General features: G+C 44.0%; 7 protein-coding genes. 3 read left to right on the top strand and 4 right to left on the bottom strand.

Annotated elements, in window-relative coordinates:
• Window position 1 precedes the first annotated feature (1 nt).
• Window positions 2-5872 (bottom strand): carboxypeptidase regulatory-like domain-containing protein, encoded by a 5871-nt coding sequence (locus tag LZG71_RS19250; RefSeq protein WP_233823088.1) that lies wholly within the window; start codon window positions 5870-5872, stop codon window positions 2-4.
• 4 nt (window positions 5873-5876) lie between these two features.
• Window positions 5877-7556, bottom strand: a complete 1680-nt coding sequence (locus LZG71_RS19245) for an outer membrane beta-barrel family protein (RefSeq protein WP_233823087.1) — start codon at window positions 7554-7556, stop codon at window positions 5877-5879.
• Between the two features lie 280 nt (window positions 7557-7836).
• Between LZG71_RS19245 and LZG71_RS19240 the strand changes: the two genes are divergently transcribed.
• Window positions 7837-8010: a hypothetical protein gene (locus LZG71_RS19240; protein WP_233823085.1), complete on the top strand. Its 174-nt coding sequence runs from the start codon at window positions 7837-7839 to the stop codon at window positions 8008-8010.
• Between the two features lie 213 nt (window positions 8011-8223).
• Here the strand turns inward: LZG71_RS19240 and LZG71_RS19235 are convergent, their stop codons facing one another.
• The gene (locus tag LZG71_RS19235) at window positions 8224-8967 is read right to left on the bottom strand and encodes a LytTR family DNA-binding domain-containing protein (RefSeq protein WP_233823084.1); all 744 of its coding nucleotides are present in this window, start codon (window positions 8965-8967) and stop codon (window positions 8224-8226) included.
• Between the two features lie 396 nt (window positions 8968-9363).
• Window positions 9364-10032, bottom strand: a complete 669-nt coding sequence (locus tag LZG71_RS19230) for a hypothetical protein (RefSeq protein ID WP_233823082.1) — start codon at window positions 10030-10032, stop codon at window positions 9364-9366.
• Window positions 10033-10430: 398 nt separating this feature from the next.
• Here LZG71_RS19230 and LZG71_RS19225 point away from each other — a divergent pair, with 398 nt between their 5' ends.
• Window positions 10431-12644, top strand: a complete 2214-nt coding sequence (locus LZG71_RS19225; protein ID WP_233823080.1) for a tetratricopeptide repeat protein — start codon at window positions 10431-10433, stop codon at window positions 12642-12644.
• Window positions 12645-12919: 275 nt separating this feature from the next.
• Window positions 12920-15133 (top strand): tetratricopeptide repeat protein, encoded by a 2214-nt coding sequence (locus LZG71_RS19220; RefSeq protein WP_233823078.1) that lies wholly within the window; start codon window positions 12920-12922, stop codon window positions 15131-15133.
• The last annotated feature ends 182 nt before the right edge of the window (window positions 15134-15315 follow it).

Raw genomic sequence — 15315 nt, 5'->3', positions numbered from 1 at the left:
TTTACTCGGAAAGTTTTAGTGATAAACTCAAACCATTTGTGGAACTGTAAGCAACACGAGCTGCACCGCTGGCGCAAATCTTGAAACCGCAGGGCACCGGTATTGGCCATGCAAAAGCAAAGAAGTTACAGCCGCCGTCACATCCAATATGCCCACGTATCGTTCCCGAAAGATTACCTTCGATACCCCATCTGTTACTGCCATAATAACCTTCCAGTCCTCCCGCAAATCGTACATCAGCAGATGCAATGTCTCCAAAAGGTGAGATTGACACTCTGGCTCCGGCACGCCAATCTGAGGCTATTTTTAATCCATAACTGTTGGATTTAAAGTTGGCATAGACCTCGCACATTCCGCTATTTTTATACCAGGCCGATGCGCTGGCTGGTCCTAACCGAGCCGTATAAGGACCCAGGTCAATCGACGAATGTGTTCCGAAATATCCGCCATAAAGCCTTCCGTTGGTAAGCGCATAATCAGGAATTCCGCTCAGTGAAGTATGTGTACTTTTCGGCACGTTCCATCCGGCTGCAATTGTAACGCCGGTGTCGAATATTCCTAAAATACGGGTTTTGGAATAACCAGCTACAAACCAGTAATTGCTTCCTGTACCTGTGTAAAGTTCGAGGTGAACACCAGATTTACTTTCTACATCTATTCCTTTCATCAGACTAAATCCTGCGCCGAATTCGCCGTCGATGAAGAATTGTTTTTTGTTAAAATCCAGTTTCATCGTAGCTGAGCCCAGCGTCCACGCATCAAGTACTTTCACGCCCGCATTTCCTTCGAAGATTGGCCCGCCTGGTGCAGAGGTGATTTTAATGGCGATCGGATCCAGCGCAACCACACCATAAGGATCTGGCGCAATAGTGATTCGCCCGCCTGCATTGATGCTGTAAATATTCTCAGCAAAATCGAAATCAAATCCACCGGTTAGCCCATCTAGTTTTACCAAACCAATAGGAATCACCACTTTGGCATCAAACTTGGCACCAACGCGGATACCGGAATTTCCTTGCGATCCGCCATTTATGGTTTGAAGACGATTCTTTTTCTCATACCAGAATTCGAGACCGACGCCAGGAATACCCGCCAGTTTCATGGCACCTTTGCCTCTGAATTCAGTATCATTGAGTTTGAGTTTCGCTTCCAATGCAATTGCGGATGCCAGATTGAAGTTAATCCCCAGTTCATCAATCCGTGGCGCCTGGCCTTTTCTGAAATAAAGTGTTCCGTCTGCCCCGATGCCAAACATGGGGATGTTCAACCTGAATTTTCCGCCGACTGTGATTTGAGAAACATTGGATGCAAAACCGAATTTTGTAATGCCCAATTTGGCCATGCCGGCGAAATCCACTTCGACATCCGTTTCGGCAACAACCGAGAAATCGCCGTTTGTGGCTACACTGAAATGGTCGAGCACAATACGCTGATTAATCCATTTCGGCAGGTTGATCGTACCGGCGCCAATGAAGCGGTAATGCGTACTTCCGGATATTTTCTGAATCGTAAAATCCTTACCTGCTGTGGTTTGGAATTTCACCTGACCGAAAATGTCCACGCCAGTTGAAGGGAGCAGGAACGTCCCGCCTGTAAGCTGTTCGCCATTGATACCCAGTTCCTTCACCGCAATTTTTGCCACATCGGACGACGGGATCGGCATTTCCATTTCCCCGTTTAATTTGAGGCCGTACTGGTTGATGCTCACTCCGCTTAGTTTCAGCTTCCAGGTAATTAAAGTTAGCGTAGGCTGCGGGTTCAGATTAACGCTCACATCTTTGATCTCACCCCGTTTACTAATCACAAAACGTTCCAGTTTCAACTCCTGATTGCTCAGGATGGGCACGTTATCAATCTTGACTTTACCTTTCAGGTTTAACCCTTCTTTGTCAATGGTGCAGCCCGGGAGATCAGGAATCACCTTTATGCCGTACAAACTCCAACCTTCGGCGGGTCCTGTTATTCCAAGTGATGTGAGTGATGCAGTACCGGCGCTGGTGATTGGCGCGATGATGTTGTCGGCATTGCCGGTTTTTATTTTAACCGGTATAGAAGGTAAGGTTATACCCGAGATAGCTGAGAAAGTCGCCCCCCAATCAATTTCCGCTTCACCGGCGATTTCGCCTTCCGTACGGTTGTTTGGGGAAGTTGGACGTACCCGAAGACCGCCCTGATTTTTTAATTTAATAACCAGATAATCAAATACTTTTAGTTTGATTTCGGAAACATCTGTAACCAGTTCTCCTCCTTTTGGATAAATGCTGTTGCCCTCCTTAATGATTGTTTTGTCCGTGAAACGAAGTGTTTGACCTGCATTACCCGCTTTTTTGAAAATCGGATTATCAGGCAAGTCTTTCAGCTCACCCGATATAATAAACTCGTTGGCGCCGGGACCTTGTTTTGAACGATGCAACACAAGTTTGAAACCCAGAAGTTTGGATGCGTTGAAACCGGGATCGGTCAGTGTAAAATCAATTGGGTATGCTTCATTCGCCTTAAATTGCTGCGACTTTTCTCCGGCAAGCAAACCTTCCTTGCTGGCAATGAGCGTGTATTCTCCAACAGGAATGCCGGAAAGCGAATATTTGCCTTGCTGGTCGGTTTTGGCATAAATGTGCTCCATGCCTTCCACGGCCACTACTGCATCAGCTACCGGCGAATTGCCCTGTTTTACCAAACCGGTTGCTTTGGATCCCGCTTTCAGGCTTACTTCCACCGAGAGCGTATCCTTTGAAGCTTCCAGAATAACTTCGGCTTTTCGGGTTTCGTAGAAAGAACCTTCCGGTCCGCTTACAACGATGGCTGCATTTCCACCCGCAACGTCTTCTACAATGGCAACACCAGATGCATTGGTAACGGAAATCTTCTCTCCGCCTTCTGCCGATGCATTTGCGCCGGCAATCGGCTTGCCCGTAGCTGCATCTTTAACCAGCGCTTTCACGAAAAACTTACTCATCACGATCACATGACCGGATGAAATAGACGAAGAAGCCATTCCGTCCGAGAATACATCAAAGTAGTTTTGAGCAGCTGTTGTAAGTGTAGCCGATGCGCTTGTTGAAGCAATATTCCTGAACTGATTTTGAGCGCCTGGTTTTGGAGGTGCAGGCGTTTCTGGTTTTTTAGGGGTAATCTTTTGTCCCGCATAAATGCCGGTTCCGTTGAAGTTCAGCTGTGCCGTACTGGTCGACTGTGTCCATTTGCCCACGGCAGCGTTGACTGAGGTGGCAGAAGTATTTGATACCGCAGATCCTTTTTGTTTGGATTCAGCTTTTAGCTCCACCACATACTCCGTATCACGGAAACCAGGTTTGCGGGCGATAAGCGTATGTTTCCCTTCGGTTTGACTACCCGTAAAACTGCCATCTCCTTCACTATAAAATGCTTTACCGCCACTTTTCCAGTTGAGCGATGCATCGGCAAGCGGCTCTCCGTTTACATCCACCACTTTACCTACAACCGTGATCAGCTCGGCATTGATAAACAACGGATCAATATTTTCGCGTACACCGCGCTGCGACAGATATAGGTCTTTGTCGTGGATCGTCTGCTTTCCTTTAAAGTTAACCATGACCTCGACGGCTTCCGGGTTTAACGGAATGTTTTCAACTTTGAATTTGCCGAGGCTGTCTGTTACAGCTGATCTGTCATTTAGATTATAAGTAACTCCGATCATACCATTAGACAGTCTGGTCGATTCACCGGTACGGCTTCCTTTTTTTCGAATCGTTACCACCGCGCCTGCTACGGGCACTTCACCATTTTTGGTGAGTACACGGCCTTCTACGACGGGCAGTGATACATTGGCTACAAAACTTTTTTCAAGAAAAACAACCTGATCAGACTCCGAGAGATTAGGACCCACATTTGACAAGTCGATCAGATTCAGATTATGAACTGTTTTGTTAATTCCTTCTCCTTCAATCACCACAGAATACGAATCTGCAAATCCCTGACTGTAAAACAATCTGGGCCAGAAAGAACCACTTTTCCCCATGGCAACAACTTCCGCTGGCTGCCCCGTGATGCTATCCTTCATCACTTCGTGTAAGAGATTCTGATTTGTGGAAGCACCGTTATAAAATCCGGCGGTACGTTCAAGCCTCACTTTCGGCAGTTCGAGTTCTGATCCTTCTTCGTTTGTTACCTTCACACGCAAGCGGAAAGTTTTGGCGAGTCCGACCAATTCACCGAAATCATATGTGCCATCCTGACCCGCAACCAACGGAATATCGTAATCTGCAAATTCAAAATAACGGTTTTCGATTTTCAGATACACGTCGTATCCGTCCGGAATATGATCCATGTAATTCAGCTCAAATTCACCGGCGCTATTGGTATTGGTTTGTCCCAACAAAATTTCATCCTGCACCTTCTTTCCATCAGTCCAGAAAATCATCGGAGCAGCCTGAGCTGGCTTTCCGGATTTTGATTTCTTTCTCAGATAAACGCTGATTTTCGTTTGTGATAAAGGATAACGTTTTTCATCAGCAAGTGAAAGGATTTTTTCCTGCTGACGCTGGCGCTGCGTGAGCATGTTCACTATATCTGTTTTTGCGCGACTTGCCAGCGTAATAGAAACCGTACGCATTGTGGTAGCACCACCGCCCAGCGCATACACGGCATTTGAACTATTATTGGCAGAATTGTTCTGAGTACCATTTTCTTTGCCCGCAGCCTTGCTCACCACATTGGACGCTCGTGCCTGAACCGCAGATGCAAGCTCAAATGCTTTGAAATTAACATTGCCGATTCCAGCTCCTGATTCACTCGGGAAATCGGGTTCTTTCACAGCGGCGGGTGGAGGTGTCGGTACGAAACCAGCCTCCGATTTTCTGAAAGCCCACACCAGCTTTCCTTTAAATTTATTGATGACAAGATCCCGAATTTGCGTATCCCGGGTAAATCTGACGTCAGACAACGCTATGCGCCCTCCTTTCTTAGGTTTTTCTTCTTTTTTCAACAAAGGAACCGTGGCAATTTGGCCTGGTAGAAAAGGTTTGTAGGTAAATGCCCTTACTTCACTTCGGCCATTGTTCCGGAAAGCTGTTTTGCTGCTTGGATCCACCGCGGACACCGCCCAGGCATAACGGCGACCAAGAACAAGCGCGTGATCCGACGGTCCGTAAACATATACACTGCCCACAATTTCCTGATCAAAAATCGGTGATCCGGATGCTTCGTATATCACGTTCGGGTCTATACGTCGTCCGTCTCCTTCAAACATTTCTACAATTCTTAGTCTGTAACGGGTGCTCAGGTCGGAGCCGGCAGGTTGTGTCCAGGAAAAAATAACGTTCTGTGGTTGAAACGCCTTCACCTCCGCATCCTGAAAAGGTTGGATCAATATGGGAGGCTCTGTATTTCGCATGAAAATGGTGGTACAACCGGCAGGATTGGCCATGGAAACAGGAACGTTTGTGCGCCCCGGTGTGTGATCATAAGCGCGTACACAAATGGAATACATTCCTTCGGGAACACGATCGGAGTTTTTGATTTGTCGCTGATCCGTACCAATGTAAACGAGTCTGTTCGGATCATAGATGTCCATGATCTCGTCCGGAAAAAGCTGCCGGGTTTCAAGGGGATTTAATACAATTGGTGTAGCTGGTACGTAATCCGGACTGGTGTAAATACGGACGCCGTTGTCTTCTCCCCGAACTTCTGCACGGATGTAAATACGCTGTTGTTGCTGGCCGAGGTTCTGTACAGTCACAATCATCTTGCCCGGGCCGGATGGCGACGGGCGATAGTCGGTGAGGCTGGTGGAGTAGGGAGGGAGCACGTTGAGCGTCAGCCGGATGGAGGTGTTCTGAGCTTTTCCTTCCAAACAGCCAAATAAAAACAGAATGTAAAATATAAGCCTTTTCATAATATCAGAAATTGAAAGTGTAACCCAGTTCACCCGTTAACTCAGAGTATTTTATCGGCTCCCTGTCGGAATATGTCAAGCTGTTATCCATTGCATTCACCCTGAGCGCGAACCGGTGGCCTTTGGCGGGCATGTAGGCCAGATTTCCACCCAGGTTCCATATTCGTCCGTTTCCCTGCATGGGTTTGGTAACGATGTAACTGTTGCTGCTGCTGAGCGCCAGTTTGTTCTTTAAAAATGACTTTGAAAAACCCAGGTTGGCACTGTAATTTTTGATGGTACCAATTGCGAGTTCGTTGGAGGTGTAGTTTAGTCCTGAGCTGATGGTCAGGCCAAGGCTGTTAAGCGTGAGATTATGGTTCAGAAACACAACCTGTGATAAAATGTTGGCTGCTTGCAAGGTATCCTTATTGAGATCTTTCAGACTACTCAGGTTATACGACAGAATTACAACCTGCGCCATCGTTTTTCCGGGCAAAATCAGTCGTGGCGTTACCGAAACGTTACTATTGGTTTGTGCGAGCAGATACCTGTTTTCGACCATGGTGACCGTGGGTTCAGCATTGGAAGTATAATTGGCATAATTGGCATCCAGTCCCAATCTGTCTGTAATGTCCCATGAAAGATTGGCCAGCCCAATGATCCGGCTCGTTGTCGCGGCCTTTTGTTTTTTTACATTGTCCTTCTGAATCCCGAAACTTCCTGCAAACCGCAATTTTCCATTTAGGGCGTTAAATGAAGGATTCAGGGTAATGTTTCTTAAATCATCCTGAAAAAAATACGCGCCCATCGACTGAAAATTTGGATCGACATATTTATAAATGAGTTTCAGGGAAAAGTGCTTGCTCGTGTAACCAACGCCTCCGTTGTATGCTACGTAATATTCCGTTGTACCGTTGACTTTCAGAATGTCAGAAATGCTTTTTATAAATTTTCGCGTTGAATCAATTTCAACCACCAGATCCGACTGACTGTCCCTGGTGTAAACGCTGATACCACCATCTCCGAATACTTCAAATTTCTTTAAAAAGCTGACTTTGAAACTGCTACCAAGCACCGAATTGGCGGACGGTCTGATACGCGCTGAGTCACGATCAATGCCAAAGTCCTTTTCACGATCCTTTGCTTGTAAAAAACTCAGATCGATAAAACTGGCTTCCGTTCCGTAGCCGACTTTCACCGCAGTGCCATATCTCGAAAAGCTGTAAGGTCGCATAGCTCCGGTTGTGGTGTCTACCGTCGTGGCGCGGTTTAGTCTGCCGGTCATCAGCCCGAATCGTAATTTACCAGGGCTTAACTCAACACCTCCACCTAACATCGTATGACCTGCAAGGGTATACGGCGAAAAGCTGATGTTGCGGTATCCGCCGTGTACCGTGATCCATTTGTAAGTCGGGCTGAGTCCGAACTGATTAAATGGTTGGCTGAAAGACCTTTCCTGTTCAGTGAATGTAAAAGAAATGGGGATGCGGATTCCGTAAAGAGCAATCGTTGGACTGCCCGATACAACCCATGACAAGGGGCTTCTCCTGGGAGCAATTCCCTTTGAATTATACCCGATCGCGCGAACATCAATCGCACCGCTGACGGTGACTGGTTTCTGGGTTCCGATCTGTGTCAGATCCTGAGCAGTTGCCTGAATCGCAAAGAATGATAATCCGAGAAATAGAAAACGAGTTTCCATGATGACTGTTTTTCCTGGTTGCGTTATAAATGAGCCGTTGGTAACAGCATTAGCCGATGGTATCATGATCTCTCTGCCTGGCCGCTATCTTGTTGGTTCGCGACGATTACAAAGGACGTTTATTAGATTGCGTGGGTCATTTGAATTTGCTGCAAATGCATTTGAAAATGTGTCACAGCCAATCAGAGACTGATTATTGATTTAAATCTATGCACCTTTCAAGTCACTTTTTGGGACAATGATTGAAGGGGGTATTTTAGTTAGTGAACTGTGTGTTAGTATGATTGAAGCAGAAACTTTATCACAAACGAACAAAAGAATCCCAGGTAAGAAGCATCTTACTTTACGCCAACACGCTTTTCAAATCATCGAAAAATGGGAAATTGTAGTATTTTGCGTGGGTATTCAACCCAACAATTACTTACTTAAAAATCATAAAGGATATGGAGAATAAACAGAATGGCTTCCCGATAATCATGGTTATTATTGCTGTAATTGTAGGCAGCGGACTATACAGAGAGTTCGACTTTGAAACATTCAGATTCAGGAAAGTAGGGTTAGGGATTGTCTATCTGATAACCTTTGTAGCTGCGATAATTATGATAGTGAGGAGCAGGATTGTCAAAAGATAGTTCTTGACCTTCCGGCGACGTTTATCGGAACCGCTTTAAAACAGCCTTGCCAACAAAGCTTCCTTTTTTTGAGAAGAAACCTCTATTTCCGATCCGTCGGATAGTTCCAAAGTCCCGCCATCACCTTTGCGGTATTTCACAACGAAGTCAAGATTGACGATCACAGACCTGTTGATTCGCATGAAATGGGTGTCATCCAGAACAGGCTCAAATTCTTTCAGTGTTTTCGAAACCACAATTTTTCGGGTATCCGTCAGCATGAAAACGCTGTAATTACTCATTGCTTCCACCCTGATGATGTTGGCCTTGTCAATAAGGTACACGCCTTCGGCTGTTGGCAGAGCAAGGCGGTTGTTGGGTTTCTTCTCCGGCTTTGCAACTTTGTATGCTGTCTTTTCATTCACCCGCTTTTTCAGACGAACCATTGCCGTTTGCAGATCTTCCTCGTCGATGGGTTTCAGCAGATAATCCACCGCACTTAAGCGCAGCGCTTTCAACGTATAGCTGTCATAGGCAGTAGTGAAAATGACTTCGAAATCAAAGCTTCCCAAACGTTCCAAAAACTGAAATCCATTTAGTCCGGGCATTTCCACATCCAGAAAAAGGACGTCAATATGGAGTGCGGAAATCGCATCTACCGCCAGCGTGGATTCATTGAACACACCCACGACCTGCAACTCGCTTTCAAAATCGGCAAGTTTGTGGACCAGCAATTTGCTCCCCCGTATTTCGTCGTCTAATATTGCAGCTCTCAGCATGGTTCGGGTTTTATAGTTCAATTTGGGTTATTTATTCCTTATACGCAACTCATCGGCATTTTGCAGGTAAACTCATTTCGGCTTCTGTAATATGTGACATACCCACCCCGCCCCTCGGGCACCCCTCCAAGGAGGGGAATCGGATGCCAACCCCCTCCTTGGAGGGGCGGTCCGCCGCGCGGTGCCCGAAAGGGCGGGGTGGGTTCGCCGATGCGGTGGACAAAACACAAAAAAATAAGCTTTCCAATAAATCTTTAAATGCGCTTACCCTTGTCTTAATGATCAGGCGAAGATTTTTGAACTCAACCTTAAAAGGTGCTACTATCGTAGAAGAATTAGATATTTTCAGGAATTTAGATTGTTGGATAAAGGAACGGTTTCTTTTCCATCCCTTTATTCCATAATCAAATCCCTTCTTTATTTGGAAATTCCCAATACGACCTGGTCTCCGGATTCTACCAGCATGCCTGCAACATTTTTACCATTAAAATTCCAGCTCGGAACCACTACACCCATGTACTCATCTTTATTGGTTTTGAATCCATAATTATCCAAAGTATAAGACGCATAACGTTTGCCATCAATCCATTGTAGTACTTGTTGACTGCCGTCCATTTCAATTTTAAAACCAAGCGTTTCTATCCAATATGTTTTGTTCATAATTGGAAGCGCATCTGTTTTTTTAACCAGTGTGGCCTGGCTCAGTTGGTTGGCAGCTCCTTTGTAAGTAAAGTCGTAGGATTGCAGTTGTAGATTTCCGCTGGCGTCCTTTCTCAGGGTAAAAGTATAAACAGACTCCCCATTTGAGTTGTAGTCAAACTTAAAAGTAGAATTTTCAACCTTTACCTCGTTAATTCTTAGTGCTCCTTGCAAATGTGCAGAGGACTTTACGACATCTCCTTCCTTGGTAAAAGACATAATCGCCAATCTGTTGCCGCCCGTTTTATGCTCTGCTACCAGGTAATAATTGGTAAGATCGTTGGTTGTAATCTCTGTGCTTACCGGATCTGCTGATTTTTCTTTGCAACTGCTTAATACCAATATTAGTACCGGAAGCATTTTACAGATGTTGATTAGATTTTTCATGATTTTACGTTTTGAAAGTTGTTTAAGAAAAAGTAAGTGTCCTGTTTATTGCCGTGGAGATACTTTTAAAGGATATCTACCGCTAATTCGATGAATCAAACTTAGATTCCTTTTAAATGATATTTTATGACACTGATTGAAGTGTGCCTTTTAGTTAGTGAACAGTACCGGACTATGAGTGAAGTAAAAATGCTGTTAAATAGCGGCCATTCAGTCCGAAAACTGGTGTGACGGGACATTAAAGCAGCCACTTATTTTATGCTGGAATCCGCATTGATTGAACCAGGTGTTTAAACCAGTGGAGTGGTAGTTTGGGTTATTGAAAGGCTGTCAATAGTCTATTAAATATTTTTACCTTTAACCTTGGTGATATCATACACATACCCAACGCCATACAGATGTACCGGTCAGCAATTTTTTTGAAAATTAGCCTCTTCTTTATACTGCTCATCCTGCCTGGCACTGTTGCTTGTTATGCTCAAAGTTATAAGATAGATTCCCTCTCACTGCTACTAAAAAGCCATCCAAAGCAGGATGACAAGCGGGCTGAGCTGCTGTTACTTCTGGCAACAGAGGGGATGAAATTCGATCCCAAGCAGGGCCTCCCGCATGCGGATGAAGTTCTTTCTTTTCAAAATGCCATCAAAAACAAAAACTATGTAGCCAGCGCTCACCGGACAAAGGCGGGTATCTTTTTGTACCTGTCAAGATTTCCAGAATCTTTGGAGTCATACAATAGGGCAATTACAGTTGATAAAATTCTGAAAAATGAGGTAGGAATAGGTGCAGCGCTGGGGAACATTGGTATCGTGTATATGACACAAGGTAAGTTTCCCGAAGCACTCAAATACTTTCTGCAAGCTCTCAAAAAGCAGGAGGAATTAAAAAATGAGCTCTATGTCGGCATTATGTTGACCAATGCCGGAATTGTTTATACTGAGATGGGGGACTATAAGGAGGCAATGAGTCATTATCAGCGTGCTTTATCTGTTTTTAAGAAATACAAACATTTTGTTGGTCAGGCAAATACATTGGGAAATATTGGTATCGTTCATTCCAAAATGAATAATTTAGATGAGGCCATTAAATACAGCAAACTTGCTATCCAAATAGGTGATTCAATAGGGAATACAAGGATAAGTGCCCGTGAAAACGGCAATCTTTCCGGCTATTACAGTAAACAACGCCAGCCGGATCAGGCTTTAAAATATGGTTCAATAGCGATCCAGAAAAATGAGAAAATTAATAATATAAAAAGCCTGGGATTTAATTATCAAAATTTCTCAGATGCCTATTACCAAAAGAAGAATTATGCACTTTCTAAATCCTATGCGCTAAATGCACTGAAAATAGGACAGGAAGTTAATGTGACCGACCTGAAAAGGGATGCCAGTCTGGGTCTGAGCGAAGTATATACCGCACTCAATATGCCGGACAGCGCATTTCGCTATTATAAAATGTATAAAGAGTATGGAGATAGTATCAGTAATGATCAAAAGAAAAATGAGATTACCCGAATGGGTATGCAATATGAATTCGACAAAACGGAGGCGGTTTACCGGGAAAAGCAAATTTTGGCAGAGGGGCAATTGAAACAACAGCAATTACAACTGGCCCTGAACCGCGCCGAACTGCAAAGAGGTTTGCAACAAACAGCATTACAAAAAGCACTTCTTGAAAACGAAAAATTAGTCAGTGAGGAAAAACAAAAACAGCTGATTATTTCTCAAAACAATGAAAAATTACAGTCAAATAAGCTGAATCTTCTTTCTCAGCAACAGAGGTTCGACCAGCTTGAAATAAGGCAACTTTGGCTCTACGGGATTTTGGCAATAGTCTCGCTGTTAACAGTATTGATATATTTACTAAATCTTTCCAGGATCAGGAAGCTGAAATTTGCCAGCACACTTCAACTTCGGGAAGCCGAACAGAATAACCTGAAACTGGAACACCAGTATCAATTGTCAGAAAGTGAATTGCGCGCAATTCGTTCGCAAATGAATCCCCATTTCATTTTTAATGTGCTGAATTCTATTGAGTCGTACATCATGGACAACGACAAAAGAACGGCTTCCAGATTGGTACAAAAATTTGCTTCACTGAGCCGTTTGATTCTGGAAAATTCGATCAAAAGTTTGATCCCCGCAGATAAGGAATGGAAAGCTTTACGCTTGTACACAGAACTGGAAGCAATGCGTTACAATAATTCCTTTACATACAGCTTTGAGCATGCACCGGAAATATCTTTAAGCACGATTTTGCTACCTCCGATGTTAATCCAGCCGTTGATCGAAAATGCTATTTTGCATGGCATCATCGGTCAGGCAATAACTGATGCGCACATTTCAGTGACCATGGTGCAGTCAGAACAAACCCTTATCATTAAGGTGTCCGACAACGGCATTGGTTTAAATAGGACCTCTAATAAAACGCTGGTTAACGTAGTCAAAGAAAAATCGATAGGTTTAAAATCCATCCGAGAAAGGATCAAGCTGCTAAATTTACAGTATCCGGGTTCAGCAAGTTTCTCGGTGGATGAAGGTCCTGAACAGCGCGGAACTATTGCGGTGATTTCCCTGCCGGTACTGGGCGTCGGTTCTGGTGAAATTTAAACACTTTGCCCCGATGCTGTGATCGTCTTACATAAATGGAGAATGCCGGACTATGAGTGAAGTGAAAATGCTGGCAAATAGCAGCGATTCAGCCCGAAAACTGATGTGACAGGACATTTAATGAGCTGTTGATTTACTACCAGAATCCGGATTGATTGAACGAAGGGTTTAAACCAGTGGAGTGGTAGTTAGGGTTATTGAAAGGCTGCCAATACTCTACAAAATTTTTTATCTTTAACCTTGGTGATATCATACACATACCCAACGCCATACAGATGTACCGGTCAGCAATTTTTTTGAAAATTACCCTCCTCTTTGTACTGCTAATCCTGCCTGGCGCTGTTGCCTGTTATGCGCAAAATAGCAAAATTGATTCCCTTTCATCACTCCTGAAAAACCAGCCACAGCAGGATGACAGGAGAGCTGAGCTGCTGTTACTTCTGGCAGCGGAAACCATGAAGCTGAACCCCAAACAGGCGCTTCAATACCCGGATGAGGTTCTTGCGTTCCAGAACAATATCAAAGACAAAAAAAGTGTCTCCGGCGCACATCGGAGTAAGGCAGCCATTATGATGTATCTTTCGCGACATCCAGAAGCTTTGGAATCATACAATAACGGTTTGTCCGTTGATAAGTCCATCAATCACGAGGTCGGTATTGCTGCTGGATTAGCAAACATTGGTTTGGTTTATATGACGCAATCCAAATTTTCCGAAGCATTGAAATACTTTTTGCCAGCACTTAAAATGCAGGAAAAGCTAAAAAATGAGCTTAATGCGGCAATTGTGTTGGTGAATATTGGCATTGTTCATACCGAAATGCGTGACTATGATCAGGCCTTGAAGAACTATGAAAAAGCCTTGCCTATTTTCAAAAAATACAAGCACACTCTGGGCCAGACACATGTATTGAGCAACTTTGCTATTCTGCACATGAAAAACAAAAATCTTCATGAAGCCATAAAATACAGTAAGCAAGCTTTGCAAATTGCAGATTCAACCGGAGATATACGTACTGCTGCACGTGAAAATGGTAATCTTTCAGGTTATTACAGTGAACTGCGCCAGCCGGATCTTGCTCTAACCTATGGCACCAAAGCCATAGCCGTTAATGAGAAAATCAATAATAAAAAGAGCCTTGGGTTTAACTATCAGAACTTCTCGGACGCCTATTTTCAGAAACATGACTATATAAAGGCAAAATCTTATGCCCTCAATGCATTAAAAATTGCCCGCGAAGTGGATGTTGCAGATCTTAAAAGAGCTGCAAGTCTGGGTTTGAGTGAAGTTTACACGGCGATGAATATGCCCGATAGTGCTTTTAACTACTACAAACTTTATAAAGTGACTTCCGACAGCATTCTAAACGACGAGAAGAAAAATGAAATTACCCGAATGGGTATGCAATATGAATTCGACAAAACGGAGGCGGTTTACCGGGAAAAGCAAATTTTGGCAGAGGGGCAATTGAAACAACAGCAATTACAACTGGCCCTGAACCGCGCCGAACTGCAAAAAGGTTTACAACAAACAGCATTACAAAAAGCACTTCTTGAAAACGAAAAATTAGTCAGTGAGGAAAAGCAAAAGCAGCTTATTATTTCTCAAAACAATGAAAAATTACAGTCAAACAAGCTGAATCTTCTTTCTCAGCAACAGAAGTTCGACCAGCTTGAAATAAGGCAACTTTGGCTCTACGGGATTTTGGCAATAGTCTCGCTGTTAACAGTATTGATATATTTACTAAATCTTTCGAGGATCAGGAAGCTGAAATTTGCGAACACACTTCAACTTCGGGAAGCCGAACAGAATAACCTGAAACTGGAACACCAGTATCAATTGTCAGAAAGTGAATTGCGCGCAATTCGTTCGCAAATGAATCCCCATTTTATTTTTAACGTACTCAACTCTATTGAGTCGTATATCATGGATAATGACAAAAGAACAGCTTCCAGATTGGTACAAAAATTTGCTTCGCTGAGCCGTTTGATTCTGGAAAATTCCATCAAAAGTTTGATTCCGGCAGATAAGGAATGGAAAGCTTTACGCTTGTATACAGAACTGGAAGCAATGCGTTACAATAATTCCTTTACATACAGCTTTGAGCATGCACCTGAAATATCTTTAAGCACGATTTTGCTACCTCCGATGTTGATCCAGCCGTTGATCGAAAATGCTATTTTGCATGGCATCATCGGTCAGGCAATAACTGATGCGCACATTTCAGTGACCATGGAGCAGTTGGAACAAACCCTTATCATTAAGGTGTCCGACAACGGCATTGGTTTAAATAGTACCTCTAATAAAACGCTGGTTAACGTAGTCAAAGAAAAATCGATAGGTTTAAAATCCATCCGAGAAAGGATCAAGCTGCTAAATTTACAGTATCCGGGTTCAGCAAGTTTCTCGGTAGAGGAAGGTCCTGAACAGCGCGGAACTATTGCGGTGATTTCCCTGCCGGTACTGGGCGTCGGTTCTGGTGAAATTTAAACACTTTCGCCCGATGCTGTGATCGGCTAATATACATGGGGCAAGCACCAATTACATGTGCGTACTATGCTTTAGGAGGGCTGGTAAGTGTCCTTGTTATCAAACGGCTCAGGACAAGGTAATTAAAGTCGGTCTTGCCGCATAGTGATTTAAGCGGGCAGACAACCGCATTTGAAAAAAGC

This window comes from Dyadobacter sp. CY312, from assembly GCF_021390535.1.
Lineage (GTDB): Bacteria > Bacteroidota > Bacteroidia > Cytophagales > Spirosomataceae > Dyadobacter.
This window is presented reverse-complemented; position numbering and strand designations above follow the sequence as displayed.